We start from the raw sequence: 13,027 nt of genomic DNA, 5'->3' as shown, positions 1-13,027 counted from the left end.
GAGGACCCTCGACATGCTGCAGTTGAGCTCACCCGACGTCGGGGTCACGCTCACCGTAACGTTGCACGCTACAGGGCAAGCAGGACCTAGCACTTCGTAATAGCAACGCAGTGTTCCTGCCTTGACCGCAACTTGAACAGACCCGGTGGGCCAATACCCAGAGAGCTTGATCCAGAAGTCCTTGTACTGTCCCGGATCTATGCCGACGTCGAACTTCACCCCGTACACGCCAGTGGTGGGATCAGTCCCGCATTTCCAGTTTGAGTAAGGTCCCGCGCCAACCACATACTTGCAGTCCGCGCACTGACTAGGAAAACCCATGACCCAATGGCTGATCGCAGGGTCGTCATAACAATATACGCGGTAGTTGAATGTGGTGTTGGTTCCATCGAAGGTGGCCTCACGGAACTCCACCTTGTAGTTGCTACAGGCTTCTGCCGAAGCCAGGAACGTGGTCCCGCTGACTAGCAATAAGGCAAGGGCCATAAGAGCCCTGGCCCCAAACCACGTTTTCTGCGCTGCCTTTGCTACATCATTCCCTAACTTCACCATGGTTGCCTCCCTACTACGCTTCGGCAGCCCGGCTGCCTCAGGGAGGCCCATGGCTTTGCGCCCCACCGTCGCCGGTGGTTTGCCCTTATCGGCGTTCGTCCGCCTATTCGGAAGTCTAGCTTCGGCGGAGCCGGCCCTGCACGATCAGGGCCCGCCTCACTACGTCTTCATTCACCAATCCCTTGTCCACCAGGATCTCGCCCAACGGTCGCGAACCACCGTCAGCCTGCTGGTACTCCAGGGCCTGCTCAACATCCCGTGGAGATACGCGCCCCATGTCCACCAGGATCTCCCCGATCTTCTTTCCCCGCTCGAAGTGCTCCTCGAGGATGGACATGATCACCGCCGACCGCGACTTCCGCTCCTGCTGCGCCTCGCGGTCCACCAGCTCCAGCAGGTAGTGATCTTCCTCGTTGTAGTAAAGCGTCACCTGCATCGCCTTCTCGACCTCCTCGCCCAATAAGAAGCCGGACCCCAGAACCCGTTTCGGCCCTGGCAGCCCGGCTACCCCGGTGGGGCCCGTGGCTTTGCGCCCCCACCTTCCGATGGGTTTGCCCTTATCAGGACTTGTGTATACTTGTTTGCACTATACTACGAGCCTTGTTCCCCTGTCAAGAGGACATCTGTCGCTACGCTGCCGTCTCCGCCACGGCCCGGCCGGCATTGATCAGGCCCGCCCCGAACCGGGGATCACGGCCTCCGTCCCCTGCCTCGGCACAGCTCCGCAGCAAGAGGTTCACCGCCTCCGTCGCGGTGAGACCCGGATTTGCCGATAGGATCAGGGCCAGCGTCCCACTCACGTGCGGCGCAGCGAAGGACGTCCCGGAATACGTCCCCACCGCCCCGCCGGGCAGGACCGAAGCAATGCCCTCGCCCGGCGCGGCCACGGCCACCTCTGGACCCCAGTTGCTGAACTGCGCTAGGGCATCGCGGTGATCCGTGGCCGCCACCGCCAGCACGGACGGATACTTGGCCGGGTAGAACACCTCCCCCCGGGATTCGTTCCCGGCAATGCCCACCACGATTACCCCTTTCGCCGCCGCCCGGGCCAACGCCTCCTCCACCACGGCCGCGGGTCTGATTTTGGCATACAGGCTGAGGTTGATGACCCGGGCCCCATTGTTCACGGCGTAGTCGATGGCTGCGGCCAATCGGGCCCAATCCTTGGTGTAGAAGAGGCCCTTGCCGTCCAAAAACCGCACGTCCATGATGCGGATCCGCGGGGCTACCCCGGCCACTTCCCCCAACCCATGTTGGGCCGCAATGATCCCGGCCACAAACGTGCCATGCCAGTGGATGGGGGTTTGCCGGAGGTGCGTTGGGACCCCATCCCGGAAGTCCCAGCCGTACACGTCGTCCACGTAGCCGTTGCCGTCGTCGTCGACCCCGTTGCCGGGGATCTCGCCGGGGTTGACCCACAGCGCCTTGGCCAACTGAGGCACGGTGCGATCGATTCCGGTATCGATAACCGCCACCACGACCTCGGGCACCCCGGTGGTGTGCAACCAGGCCTCGGGGGCCCGGATGCGTTCCACCCCCCATGGGACCCGTGCTCCCTCCGGGCACGGCGCCCCCGCCGCCCCAATCCCCCCGGCCACCTCGGGGTGGTCCAGGGGGGCGCACAGGAGAAACAGGGCGAGGGCCAGGAAAGTCCAACCTAGTCCAGTTTTGACCCGCCTCATTCGGCAGCCCGGCTACCCCGGTGGGGCCCGTGGCTTTGCGTCCCCTCCTTGCGAAGGGTTTGCCCTTATCGTGTAGCAGGCACAACCCGTTGCCAGTGTTTGCGCGTATATTGTAGTGGAAAACAGGGTGAAGTCAACCCCAACAGCTGGGGGACGGGGGTGCGGACCTTGTCTACCTTAAGACCGACAGGAAACGCAAACCCGAGATGCCGTAAGAAGAGGCAAAGTGGCAGGGGAACCCTTCGGGGAAGGCCGTTAGACGGGCCAGATCAGATTTGGAGATGAGCGGATTCGAACCGCCGGCCTCCGCGTTGCGAACGCGGCGCTCTCCCAGCTGAGCTACATCCCCTGGTGGCGGCGCAGGGAGTCGAACCCTGAACCTCGCGGTTATGGGCCGCGCGCTCTTACCGGTTGAGCTACACCGCCATACATATCCACGCCACGAAACCTTGCGGTTTCATGGGGACCCCTACCCGCTGGTTGCGGGGGCTGGACTCGAACCAGCAACCTCCGGGTTATGAGCCCGGCGAGCTGCCTAATTGCTCCACCCCGCTCCTGCCGGGGGCGGGACTCGAACCCGCACAAGCGCATGGCTCAAGGGATTTTAAGTCCCCCGCGTCTACCTTCTTCCGCCACCCCGGCGCACCTTCGCTTGGAGCGGGAAACGGGATTCGAACCCGCGACCTCCACCTTGGCAAGGTGGCGCTCTACCAACTGAGCTATTCCCGCTTGCCGACCCGATTATACGGGCCCCCGTCCACTCGTCCAAGCGTAGTGCGAAGGGCGGGACTCGAACCCGCACGCCTTGCGGCACTGGCTCCTAAGGCCAGCGCGTCTGCCTGTTCCGCCACCTTCGCCTCGACGACGGTTTTAGCCCCCCCGGGACCCGGGGTCAACCCCCGGCTCCCGACTACCGTGGCTCCCGCCGCACAGCTACAGCCGCCAACCCGCCTGCACCCACAGCTCCGACCCCAACAAGGGTGGGGTCCCGATCGAACTCCTCCTCGAACGCGAGGCACTCGGCATACGCCTCCGGGCAGGCAAACAACCGGGTGAGCAATCCTGGATCCACAAACCGAGCCCGCGTACCCGGAGCCGAGATCTCTACCACCTCAAGACCACGGGCCCCTAGCTCATGGGTCAACTCCCCCGGGGTAAAGGCGTGCCAACTGGGCATGATATACTGAAGCTCCTTCAGTTCTGGCGTGACCACCAGGTTCCCGGTGGCATAGACCTCGCGCACGGTCCTAAGGGCTCCGAAGTGCTGCAGATCAAACTTGACCCCGCTTTCCGTGATCACCCCAAGGCGGTTCATCACACAAACCACGACCTCGAAGCTTCGGTCAGGGAATTGGGAGAGGTCAGTGATCGAGCCTTCCATGAAATGGACAGTGGCTATGCCGTTTTTCGCGGCCTGCTCTTCCGCGTGCTTGAGCATCTCCGGCGCCAAATCGAGGTGGGCTACCCGGTAACCCCGTTTTGCCAGGGGGGAGAACCTTCCGGTCCCTGCGCCCGCATCGAGGATCCGGCATGGAGGAGGCGGAAGGTGCCTGTCGAGGATCCTCCAGAGGAGATCGGTGTGAACTCGCTTCCTTGGGTCTTCTTGCTCACGGCACGCCTCCCGGAGAACCCTCTCGTTCCAAACAGTTCTAAGCGTATCAAGGTGGTCACTCATGGCGCCTCCGTGGAACTGCTAAGTCCCGTCCTGTGGGTAGAGGCCCAAGAGCCCTGTGGGTTCCCGGCGGCGGGCGAGCCGCACCCCCGCCAGAGGGAGGAGGATGATCTCCGCCGTGTTGTGGACCGTGGCGGACAGGAGGTGGCCCCCGATCGCCTCGCCCCCCTTACGCCCGGCCACCACGTGGACGTGGACCACGGGCCGGCCCTCCTCGTCCCCGATGTTCCCCTGGAGGGAAAGGAGCTCCACCGGCTCCTCGACCCGCTCCTCCACGTATTTCTCCCCGTCCCAGTACCCAAGGGCAAGGTCGCGGACCATCCCGATCCCGCAGAGGATCCCTGCCGCTTGCAAGCCAAGTTCAAGGAGGACATCGGGAAGCCTCTCCCCATCCTGACACCGCACCACCACGACTGAACCGCTCTCAGCCTTGATCATCGTCGTCCCTCCCTACGAGCACGAGGCACAGGTCGGCCACGTTCGTTCCGGTAGGGCCGGTGACGAGGAGGTCTCCGGAGGCCCGGAGGGCGCCTCCGGCGTCGTTCCTGGTCAGGGCTTCGGCCGGGTCCACCCCGGCTTCCCTCATCCGGGCGACGGTGCCGCCGTCCACGATGGCCCCCGCGGCATCGGTAGGTCCGTCCCGGCCATCGGTGCCCAGCGCGCAGATCACCACCCCGGGGATCCCGGCGATCCCCCTGGCCGCGGATAGGGCAAGTTCCTGGTTCCGGCCGCCCTTGCCCGGCCCGCGCACGGTGACCGTGGTCTCCCCGGCCGCCACGAGGAGCCCCGGCCGCCCCACCGGCCGGCCAAACCGCACCGCCTCCCGGGCCACAGCGGCCACCACCTTTCCCACCTCCCGCGCCTCCCCGGCGAGGGTGGTGGTGAGGATGAGCCCTTGGTACCCAAGGGCCTCGCCCTCCGCTCGCGCCGCCTCCGCCGCCACCCTCCCCGTGCCCACGAGCACGTTCACCACCCGAGTGAACAGGGGGTCCCCGGGCTTGGGGGTCTCGGGAAGCCCTCCCGTCGCCCCGGCGGCGATGTGCCCCCGCACGGAGAGGGGGACCTCATCCCACAACCCGTAGCCACGGAGGACCCGCTCCGCATCGGCGTAGGTGGTGGGGTCGGGGACGGTGGGGCCAGAGGCGATCACGTCCAAGGGATCGCCAGGGACGTCGGACAGGATCAGGGCCAGCACTTGAGCCGGGGCCGCCCGCCGGGCGAGCTGCCCGCCTTTGACCTGGGACAGGTGCTTGCGCACCGTGTTCATCTCGTGGATGGGCGCCCCGCTGCGCAGGAGGAGCGCGTTCACCTGGGCGAGGTCGTCCAGGGAAAGGCCCTCCGCGGGCAGGGTGAGCAGGGCCGAGCCGCCACCGGAGATGAGGACGATCACGAGATCGTCCTCCCCGGCGCCGTCCACCAGCGCCACGATCCGGCGGGCGGCGGCGAGTCCCCGCGCGTCCGGCACCGGATGGCCGGCCTCCACCACCTCGACCCGCCGGGTCGCGACACCGCAGCCGTCCGCGGTGACCACGAGGCCGGCGCTGATCCGATCGCCGATGGCCTCCTCCACGGCCACCGCCATCCGCGCCGCGGCCTTCCCCATCCCCACCACCACGACCCGCCGCGTTCGGCGGAGATCGTAGATGCTCTCCCCCACCCGCAGCCGGTCGTCCTCCCGTCGCAGGGCCCGGTGCACGCACGCCGTCGGGTCCACCGCGGCCAGCGCGGCCTGGACGATGCGCCACGCATCAGCACGAAGCCCGTCTCCCTTGCCCATCTCCTCGCCTTCCCCTATCCTCGGGTCCATGGACGAGCGGAAGGTGCTCCTCGAGGTGGCCCGCCGCCTGCGCACGAGGTTCGGCCCGATCCGCGAGGGCCCGGGTGGCGATCCGCTCGACCTCCTCGTCCGCACCATTCTTTCCCAGAACACATCGGATCGCAACCGCGACCGGGCCTATGCCGAGCTCCGCCGCCGCTTCCCTACTTGGGAGGCGGTGTTGTCTGCCCCGGTGGCCGATGTGGAGCGGGCCATCCAGGGGGCTGGGCTCCATCACCAGCGGGCGGCCCGCCTGAAGCATGTGCTCCGCCGTATCCAGGACGAACAGGGAGAGCTCTCCCTCGCCTTCCTCGCGGGGCTCCCGGACGAGGAGGCGGCGGCATGGCTCCTGTCTCTGCCCGGGATCGGGAAGAAGACGGCGTACGTGGTGCTCTTGTTCGGGTTCGGCCGCCCGTTCTTCCCGGTAGACACGCACATCCGTCGGGTGACGCGACGGTTGGGGATCGTCGATTCCCAAGCCGAACCGCACGCTGCCCTCGCCCCCCTCGTGCCCCCAGGGACGGAGGCCGAGGTCCACCTCCAGCTGATCCGGCTGGGGCGGGAGATCTGCCGGGCCCGGCGGCCCCGGTGTCCGGCGTGTCCGCTCGCCGACCTGTGTGGATACGCCCGATCAACTCATCCGAATCAGGCTAGAATGGGGCCACCGCGAAAGGAGGTGCGATGACCCGCAAGGAGGCGCTGGCGCTCGTGCAGGAGAGGGTGAAGACGAAGAACCTGGTGAAGCACATGCTGGCGGTGGAGGCGGCGATGCGCGCCCTCGCCCCCCACTTTGCCGGGGATCCAGATCGGTGGGCATTGGCCGGTCTGCTCCACGATCTCGATTACGAGGACACCAAAGACCGCCCGGATCGGCACGGGCGGGTGACGGTGGACTCCCTGCGCGGGCAAGGGTTCACCGACGAGGAGGTCTTGGGCGCGATCCTCGCCCACGCCGGCCAGAAGGCGCCGGACACTCCGATGGAGTGGGCTCTGTCCGCGGTGGACCCCCTCACCGGCCTTATCGTGGCCGCGGCCCTGGTGCACCCGGAGCGCCTCGGGGGCCTCACCCCGCAGAACGTGCTCAACCGCTACCGGGAAAAAGGGTTCGCCCGGTCCGCATCCCGGGAGGCGATCGCCGCGTGTACGAACCTGGGGATGTCGCTCGACGAGTTCGTCACCGCGGTCCTTACGGCGATGCAGGCCATCCGGGGCGAACTCGGGCTGTGAGGCCGCCCTTCATCCCCACTTGACCTGGATCACCTCGGGCATGGCCAGGAGCTCCTGGGCCACCCGTGACACCTCCGGCGTCCCCTGCACCCGCACGTGGAGCACCAGCGTCGCTTGGTGTTCGGCCCGGTCCAGCGTGAGGTCCACGGCCAGCACCCGGTAACCGGCGGCAGCGAGCACCGCTCGGCACCGCTCCTCCAACCCCGCCGCCTCCGCCAGCTCGGCGCGGACGGCAACGGTGTGATAGGTGAGGGCGGGGATCCAGCGCTCGACGCGGTTCAGCGTCACCAACACGAACAAGGCCAACGCGGTGCTGCCCGCCCCGAGGACGTACAGCCCCTGCCCGACCACCACCCCCAGCGCGGCCACGAACCAGATACAGGCCGCGGTGGTGAGACCGCGCACGATGTCCCCGGTCTTGACGATCGCCCCCGCCCCCAGAAACCCGACCCCGGTCACAATTCCGGCGAGAGCCCGCCCCGGGCCGTCCGGCTGCCCCAGCGCCTCCGCCACCGCCATCACCACCGCCGCCCCGGCGCACACGAGGATGTGCGTGCGTAGCCCGGCCGCCCGGCCGCGCAGCTCCCGCTCCAACCCGATCGTCCCCCCGACCGCCCCCGCCACCACGATCCGCGCCAGGAACTCCCACGCCGCCACGGCCACCCCCCTAGATCACGCCGAGCTGGCGGCCCACCCGGGCGAACTTGTCCAAGGCAAAGTCGAGGTCGTCCCGGCTGTGGACCGCGGACACCATGACCCGGATGCGGGCCTTGCCCCGCGGAACGGTGGGGAACACGATGGCCTGGGCGAACACGTCCTCGGAGAAAAGCCGCTTGGAGAACTCCCACGCCGTGGCCGCCTCCCCGAGCATGACCGGGGTGATCGGGGTCTCCGACTGCCCGATGTCAAACCCCAGCTCCACCATCTTCGCCTTGAAGTAGCGGGCGTTGTCCCACAGCCTCCGCACGGGCTCGTCGCTTCCCTGGAGGATGTCCACCGCGGCGATGCACGCTGCGACGTCGGCCGGGGTGACGGCGCTGGAGAACAGGAACGGCCGCGCCCGCTGGCGAAGGTACTCGATGATCGGGCGCTTGCCGGCCAGGTACCCCCCGACCACCCCAAACGCCTTGGACAGGGTCCCCATCTCAATGTCCACCCGGCCGTGGAGGCGGAAATGGTCCACGATGCCCCGGCCGTGGGACCCCAGAACTCCTTCCCCGTGGGCATCGTCCACCATCACCATCGCTCCGAATTCCTCCGCCGCCTCCACGATCTCCGGCAACGGGGCGAGGTCCCCGTCCATGGAGAACACGCCATCGGTGACGATGAGCTTGCGGGGCGCGTCCTTCTTCTCCGCCAAGGCCTTGCGGAGGGCGTCCACGTCCCGGTGGGGGTAGATCACGCGCTCGGCCTTCGTCAGCCGGCAGCCGTCGATGATCGAGGCGTGGTTGAGCTCGTCGGTGAACAGGACGTGTCCGGCTCCGACCAGGGTCGGAATCGCGGCGAGGTTGGCGCAGAACCCGGACTGGAGGGAGATCGCGTCCTCCACCCCCTTGAACGCGGCGAGCTTGCGCTCGAACTCCACGTGGAGGGTCATCGTCCCGGCGATGGACCGCACCGCCGCCGGCCCCACCCCGTACTCGTCGATCGCCCGCCGCGCCGCCGCCTTCAACCGGGGATCGTCGGCAAACCCGAGGTAGTTGTTGGAGCACATGTTGAGGACCCGCTTCCCGTCCACCACCGTCCACGCCCCCACCGGGCTTTCGATGGTGCGGATCACGTTGTACAGCCCCTGCTCCCTGAGCGAATCCAGCTCGGCCACGAGAAAATCGTACTTGCCCATCCTTTTCTCCTCCTTCGTTCCCAGGTTACCCAAGGACCCAGGGCCGGGCAAACCCCGGGTTTGTCCTGATCGCACAGGACCGATAGAATGCCCAACAGCACTGGAAAGAAAGGACGGGACATGTGCATCCTGGTGACTGGAGCCACAGGCCAAATTGGATCGGAGCTCACCTTGGCCCTTCGGGAGAGGTACGGAAGGGAGCAGGTAGTGGCGGCGGGCCACAGGCGGACTCCCCCGGAGCCGCTGCGCTCGTCCGGGCCGTTCGTGACCCTGGACGTGACCGATCGGGCGCAGGTGGAGGAGGTGGTGCGGAAGTACAAGACCGAGGTGGTGTACCATCTGGCCGCGGTCCTCTCCGCTTCGGGCGAGCGGGACCCCAAGCTCGCCTGGCGCGTCAACATGGAGGGGCTTTACAACGTCCTCGAGGCCGCCCGAGCCCACGGGATCCGCCAAGTCTTTTGGCCCAGCTCCATCGCGGTGTTCGGGCCACGAACCCCCCGCGACCTCACCCCCCAGGACACGGTGCTCTCCCCCACCACCATGTACGGGGTGACCAAGGTGGCCGGGGAGCTTCTGTGCGAGTACTACGCGCGCCGCTATGGCCTGGACGTGCGGGGACTGCGCTTCCCCGGCATCATCTCCAGCGAGACCCCGCCCGGAGGAGGGACCACCGACTACGCGGTGGAGATGTTCTACGCGGCAGTTAAAGGCGAGCCGTACACCTGTTTTGTGCGGCCGGACACGACCTTGCCCATGATGTACATGCCGGACTGCCTGAGGGCTGCGCTGGAACTCATGGACGCGGATCCGTCCCGGCTGCGGTACCGGATGTACAACATCACGGGGATGAGTTTCTCCGCGGGGGAGCTCGCGGCAGAGATCAAAAAGCCCATGCCCTCTTTTATTTGCACCTACGCCCCGGACTTCCGCCAGGCCATTGCCGACTCCTGGCCGCGAAGCATCGACGACTCCGCAGCCCGGGAAGATTGGGGCTGGGAGCCCAAGTATGACCTGGCGGCGATGGTGGAGGACATGCTCGGGGCCCTGCGCCGCCGGCACGAACGGGGGGAGCTCTAGGCCTGGGGGAGGTAGGCGATCGCCTCGATCTCGATCCGGGCACCCTTGGGGAGGCTGGCCACCCCGATGCAGGCCCGGGCCGGGGGGGCGAGGTCGAAGTGCTCGGCGTAGGCCCGGTTCACGGCCTCGAGGTCCCGCATGTCCGCGAGGTAGATCGTGACCTTGACGAGGTCCTGGAGGGACCCGCCGGCCGCGGAGAGGATCTCGTTGAGGTTCTCCAGGCACCTTTTGGTCTGGGCCTCGATCGGGCCGGGCAGGAGCTGGCCCGAGGCCGGGTCGAGGGGGAGCTGCCCGGAGATGAACAACAACGGCCCGGCCTGAACGGCCGGGGAATACGGGCCCGCGGTGTGGAGGCCCTTGGGGGCGACCACCCGGCGGACCATGTTCAGACCCAGGTCAGGCGGGCCATCTCCGCCCCATCTCCGTGGCGAGGTCCCAGCTTGAGCAGCCGCGTGTACCCCCCATCCCGCTCCCGGTACTGGGGACCGATCTCGGCGAACAGCTTGTGGGTGGCCTCTTTGTCCCGGAGCACGGAGAACGCCATCCGTTGCGCGGCCTGATCGCCGCGCCGCGCCCACGTCACCAGCCGCTCCACCAATGCTTGGGTGGCCCGCGCCCGGGCGGGGGTGGTGTCCACCTTGCCGTAGAGGATGAGATCCTTGGCCTGCCCGCTCAATACCGAACGACGGCGGTCGCTCCGCATACTGAGCTTGGCTACCTTGCGCCGATGCCTCACCTAAACCTCCTTCTCCGAGCGAAGCGCGTGGCCAAGCTCACTCAACCGCTTTTCCACCCGGGCCAGGGTCTTCTCCCCGAACCCGTGGATGTCGTAGAGCTCCTCCCGGGTGCGGGCAAGGAGGTCGCCCAGGGTGATCACCCCTTCTTCGCGCAAGAGGTTGCAGGCCCGCACTTCAAACCCGAGTTCGACGAGTGGGCGGAGGAGTTCCTCGGGAACTGCCTTGGCCGCCGTTTCCTCCGCGGCCGCCTTCACACCCACCAGGAGCGAAAGGTGTTTGCTCAGGATGTCCACCGCCCGCTCGACCGCGCCCTGCGGGGAGATCGTCCCGTTGGTCCACACCTCAAGCACCAGCCGTTCGTAGCCGGACCGCCCGCCGACCCGGGTCTCCTCCACGGTGAAGTTGACCCGCTCGGTCGGGGAGAAATCGGCGTCCACCGGGATGAGGGCCAGCGGCGCATCCTCCCGCTTGTTGTCCTCGGCCGGCCGAAATCCCCGCCCCGTCTCTACCTCCATCTCCAGTTCGAGCCTCCCCCCCTTGTCCAGGGTGGCGATGTAGTGATCCGGGTTGACGATCTCCACCCCGGCCGGGGTCTCGATGTCCCGCGCGTGGACCTCCCGCGGCCCCTCCACGTTGAGGTAGAGGCGATGCAGGGCCTCGTCCCGAGTACGGATAGCCAGCCCCTTTAGGTTCAACGTGATGGCGAGGATGTCCTCCCGTACGCCCTCGATGGTGTCGTACTCGTGGAAATGTCCAGGGAACAGGACCCGCACCACCGCCGCCCCGGGGAGGGACGACAAGAGCACCCGGCGGAGGCTGTTGCCGAGGGTGGTGGCATAGCCCCGCTCCAACGGGGCCACCACCAACCGCCCGTAGTGGTCGGTGTGCTCCTCCCACGTCACCGATTCCGGATAGACGAACGTCGGCATTATCTTGAGTAGAACTCGACGATCAAGCTGGTGTCGATGGACTGGTCCAGCTCTTCCAGGTTCGGCTCGGCCGCCACCTGGATCCGTAGCCCCTCCAGATCCCGGGTCAACCAACTGGGGACGGGACGACGCTCGGCCGCGGCCTTGACCAGCTCCCGCAGCTTGTCCCGGGACTCCGCCTTGACCTCAACGATATCCCCTTCCCGGACAAGGTAGGAGGGGATGTTGGTGGGCCGACCGTTCACCGCGAAGTGGCCATGGCTCACGAGCTGGCGGGCCTGGTCACGGGACGGGGCGAACCCGGTGCGGTACACCACGTTGTCCAGCCGCCGCTCGAGGAACTTCAGCAGCGCCTCCCCGGTCACGCCCTTCCACTTCTTGGCCGCCTCCACGTACCGGCGGAACTGGGCCTCCCGCACCCCGTAGATCCGCTTCAGCTTCTGTTTCTCCCGGATGCGCAGGGCATAAGGCGTGGCCCGGCGGCGGAACCGCCCGTGCTGGCCGGGCGCCTGCGGTCGTCGGCCGATCGGACACTTCCCGGTATAACAACGATCTCCCCGAAGGAAGAGCTTCACGCCCTCCCGTCGGCACACCTTGCATTTGGGGCCTACATACCTACCCATACCGTGCGGCCTCCTAGCTATGGCTCACCGGGGTCACGTTCTTGACCTCTTCCACCTGGATGCCAGAGGAGCGCAACGTCTGGACCACCGCTTGGCGCCCCGGCCCGGTGCCGCTCACGGTCACCACCACTGAGCGGATCCCGTAGTCCTTCATGTCCCGCGCCAGGGCTTGGGCGGCGAGCTGCGCCGCGTACGGGGTCCCCTTCCGAGAACCGGAGAAACCCGCGGTACCACCCGACTGCCAGCCGATGGCGTTGCCGTTGGGTTCGGTCAGCGTAATGATCGTGTTGTTGAACGTGGAGTGGATATGGACCCGCGCCCGGTCCAACCGGATCGTCTTCTTCTTCCGCGTCGTTGTGCGTGTCCTGGGCACGGTTATTTCCTCTTGCCCGCTTTGGCCGGCCGCGGCCCCTTCCAGGTGCGGGCGTTGGACTGGGTCTTCTGGCCCCGCACCGGGAGGCCGACCTTGTGTCGAATGCCCCGGTAGCACCCGATGTCGATCAGGCGCTGAATATCGTTACGCACCTGGCGCCGCAGATCGCCCTCCACCACGCAGGCCTCGACCTCGCGGCGCAAGGCGGTGACCTCCTGCTCGGTGAGGTCCATGACCTTGGTGTTCGGGTCGACCCGCGTGCGCTGCAGGATCTGTCGCGCTCGAGATGGCCCGATACCGTAAATGTAGGTCAGCGCCACCTCGATCCTCTTCTTCGCCGGAAGGTTAATCCCTGCTATCCTCGCCATACACCTACCCTTGCCGTTGCTTGTGCTTCGGGTTGCGGCACACAACCCACAGGCGGCCGTGGCGACGGATGACCCGGCACTTGTCGCATATCCTCTTCACCGAGCTGCGGATCTTCATCCTCGCCTCC

General features: G+C 67.0%; 18 protein-coding genes, 6 tRNA genes and 3 riboswitches. Of the genes, 3 read left to right on the top strand and 21 right to left on the bottom strand.

All coding sequences use genetic code 11. The features are described from left to right. The 12 genes from NUV94_05245 to NUV94_05190 all read right to left on the bottom strand — a co-directional run. Positions 1-552 (bottom strand): hypothetical protein (locus tag NUV94_05245; GenBank protein MCR4392178.1); only part of this gene is annotated, 552 nt, incomplete at its 3' end. 19 nt (positions 553-571) lie between these two features. After that, positions 572-646, bottom strand: a riboswitch (cyclic di-GMP riboswitch). Positions 647-667: 21 nt separating this feature from the next. Next, the gene (locus NUV94_05240; protein MCR4392177.1) at positions 668-988 is read right to left on the bottom strand and encodes a hypothetical protein; all 321 of its coding nucleotides are present in this window, start codon (positions 986-988) and stop codon (positions 668-670) included. Positions 989-1,043: 55 nt separating this feature from the next. Continuing rightward, a riboswitch (cyclic di-GMP riboswitch) is annotated at positions 1,044-1,118 on the bottom strand. A gap of 63 nt (positions 1,119-1,181) precedes the next feature. Continuing rightward, positions 1,182-2,234, bottom strand: coding sequence for a S8 family serine peptidase (locus NUV94_05235; protein MCR4392176.1), 1,053 nt, complete (start codon positions 2,232-2,234; stop codon positions 1,182-1,184). Further along, a riboswitch (cyclic di-GMP riboswitch) is annotated at positions 2,234-2,308 on the bottom strand. Its footprint overlaps the gene before it by 1 nt. Before the next feature lie 202 nt (positions 2,309-2,510). After that, positions 2,511-2,583, bottom strand: a tRNA-Ala gene (locus tag NUV94_05230). Further along, a tRNA-Met gene (locus NUV94_05225) sits at positions 2,584-2,660 on the bottom strand. A gap of 51 nt (positions 2,661-2,711) precedes the next feature. Beyond that, positions 2,712-2,788: transfer RNA gene (locus NUV94_05220), tRNA-Met, on the bottom strand. Between the two features lie 2 nt (positions 2,789-2,790). Continuing rightward, positions 2,791-2,876 (bottom strand) — tRNA-Leu (locus NUV94_05215). An 11-nt stretch (positions 2,877-2,887) separates the two neighbouring features. After that, positions 2,888-2,963 (bottom strand) — tRNA-Gly (locus tag NUV94_05210). A gap of 46 nt (positions 2,964-3,009) precedes the next feature. Continuing rightward, a tRNA-Leu gene (locus tag NUV94_05205) sits at positions 3,010-3,091 on the bottom strand. 53 nt (positions 3,092-3,144) lie between these two features. After that, positions 3,145-3,909, bottom strand: coding sequence for a class I SAM-dependent methyltransferase (locus tag NUV94_05200; GenBank protein ID MCR4392175.1), 765 nt, complete (start codon positions 3,907-3,909; stop codon positions 3,145-3,147). Positions 3,910-3,927: 18 nt separating this feature from the next. Further along, positions 3,928-4,344: a DUF296 domain-containing protein gene (locus tag NUV94_05195; protein MCR4392174.1), complete on the bottom strand. Its 417-nt coding sequence runs from the start codon at positions 4,342-4,344 to the stop codon at positions 3,928-3,930. Then, on the bottom strand, positions 4,331-5,683 hold the full coding sequence (locus tag NUV94_05190; GenBank protein MCR4392173.1) for a glycerate kinase: 1,353 nt from the start codon (positions 5,681-5,683) through the stop codon (positions 4,331-4,333). Before NUV94_05190 ends, NUV94_05195 begins: the two co-directional genes overlap by 14 nt. Before the next feature lie 28 nt (positions 5,684-5,711). On the opposite strand from NUV94_05190, the gene NUV94_05185 reads away from it, so the two are divergent. After that, on the top strand, positions 5,712-6,407 hold the full coding sequence (locus NUV94_05185; GenBank protein ID MCR4392172.1) for an endonuclease III: 696 nt from the start codon (positions 5,712-5,714) through the stop codon (positions 6,405-6,407). After that, a complete protein-coding gene (locus tag NUV94_05180) occupies positions 6,404-6,949 on the top strand; it encodes an HDIG domain-containing protein (GenBank protein MCR4392171.1) in 546 nt (181 codons plus the stop codon). The genes NUV94_05185 and NUV94_05180 overlap by 4 nt, the downstream gene beginning before the upstream one ends. A gap of 9 nt (positions 6,950-6,958) precedes the next feature. Here the strand turns inward: NUV94_05180 and NUV94_05175 are convergent, their stop codons facing one another. Both NUV94_05175 and NUV94_05170 read right to left on the bottom strand, forming a co-directional pair. Continuing rightward, positions 6,959-7,606, bottom strand: coding sequence for an MgtC/SapB family protein (locus NUV94_05175; protein MCR4392170.1), 648 nt, complete (start codon positions 7,604-7,606; stop codon positions 6,959-6,961). A gap of 10 nt (positions 7,607-7,616) precedes the next feature. After that, complete coding sequence (locus NUV94_05170; GenBank protein ID MCR4392169.1) at positions 7,617-8,792, bottom strand: glycine C-acetyltransferase; 1,176 nt, start codon at positions 8,790-8,792, stop codon at positions 7,617-7,619. A 120-nt stretch (positions 8,793-8,912) separates the two neighbouring features. Between NUV94_05170 and NUV94_05165 the strand changes: the two genes are divergently transcribed. Then, entirely contained in the window at positions 8,913-9,869 is a 957-nt protein-coding gene (locus NUV94_05165) for an NAD-dependent epimerase/dehydratase family protein (GenBank protein ID MCR4392168.1), read from the top strand. Here the strand turns inward: NUV94_05165 and NUV94_05160 are convergent. The 7 genes from NUV94_05160 to rpmJ are packed head-to-tail and all read right to left on the bottom strand — an operon-like array spanning position 9,866 to position 13,017. Then, entirely contained in the window at positions 9,866-10,252 is a 387-nt protein-coding gene (locus tag NUV94_05160) for a Rid family detoxifying hydrolase (GenBank protein MCR4392167.1), read from the bottom strand. The genes NUV94_05165 and NUV94_05160 overlap by 4 nt on opposite strands. Positions 10,253-10,254: 2 nt before the next feature. Continuing rightward, positions 10,255-10,605 (bottom strand): 50S ribosomal protein L17, encoded by a 351-nt coding sequence (gene rplQ / locus NUV94_05155; GenBank protein MCR4392166.1) that lies wholly within the window; start codon positions 10,603-10,605, stop codon positions 10,255-10,257. Then, positions 10,606-11,535 carry a DNA-directed RNA polymerase subunit alpha gene (locus tag NUV94_05150; protein MCR4392165.1) on the bottom strand — a complete coding sequence of 310 codons (930 nt, stop codon included), beginning with the start codon at positions 11,533-11,535 and terminating at the stop codon, positions 10,606-10,608. Beyond that, complete coding sequence (gene rpsD, locus NUV94_05145) at positions 11,535-12,158, bottom strand: 30S ribosomal protein S4 (GenBank protein MCR4392164.1); 624 nt, start codon at positions 12,156-12,158, stop codon at positions 11,535-11,537. Before rpsD ends, NUV94_05150 begins: the two co-directional genes overlap by 1 nt. A gap of 13 nt (positions 12,159-12,171) precedes the next feature. Then, positions 12,172-12,531, bottom strand: a complete 360-nt coding sequence (rpsK, locus tag NUV94_05140; protein ID MCR4392163.1) for a 30S ribosomal protein S11 — start codon at positions 12,529-12,531, stop codon at positions 12,172-12,174. Positions 12,532-12,533: 2 nt separating this feature from the next. After that, complete coding sequence (gene rpsM / locus NUV94_05135) at positions 12,534-12,899, bottom strand: 30S ribosomal protein S13 (GenBank protein MCR4392162.1); 366 nt, start codon at positions 12,897-12,899, stop codon at positions 12,534-12,536. A 4-nt stretch (positions 12,900-12,903) separates the two neighbouring features. After that, positions 12,904-13,017 carry a 50S ribosomal protein L36 gene (gene rpmJ, locus NUV94_05130; GenBank protein MCR4392161.1) on the bottom strand — a complete coding sequence of 38 codons (114 nt, stop codon included), beginning with the start codon at positions 13,015-13,017 and terminating at the stop codon, positions 12,904-12,906. Positions 13,018-13,027: the final 10 nt, after the last annotated feature.

Source organism: Candidatus Acetothermia bacterium (genome assembly GCA_024653305.1).
Taxonomy (GTDB): domain Bacteria; phylum Bipolaricaulota; class Bipolaricaulia; order Bipolaricaulales; family Bipolaricaulaceae; genus JACIWI01.
Note: the sequence above shows the minus strand (reverse complement) of the source record. Positions and strands in the feature narration are given on the sequence as shown.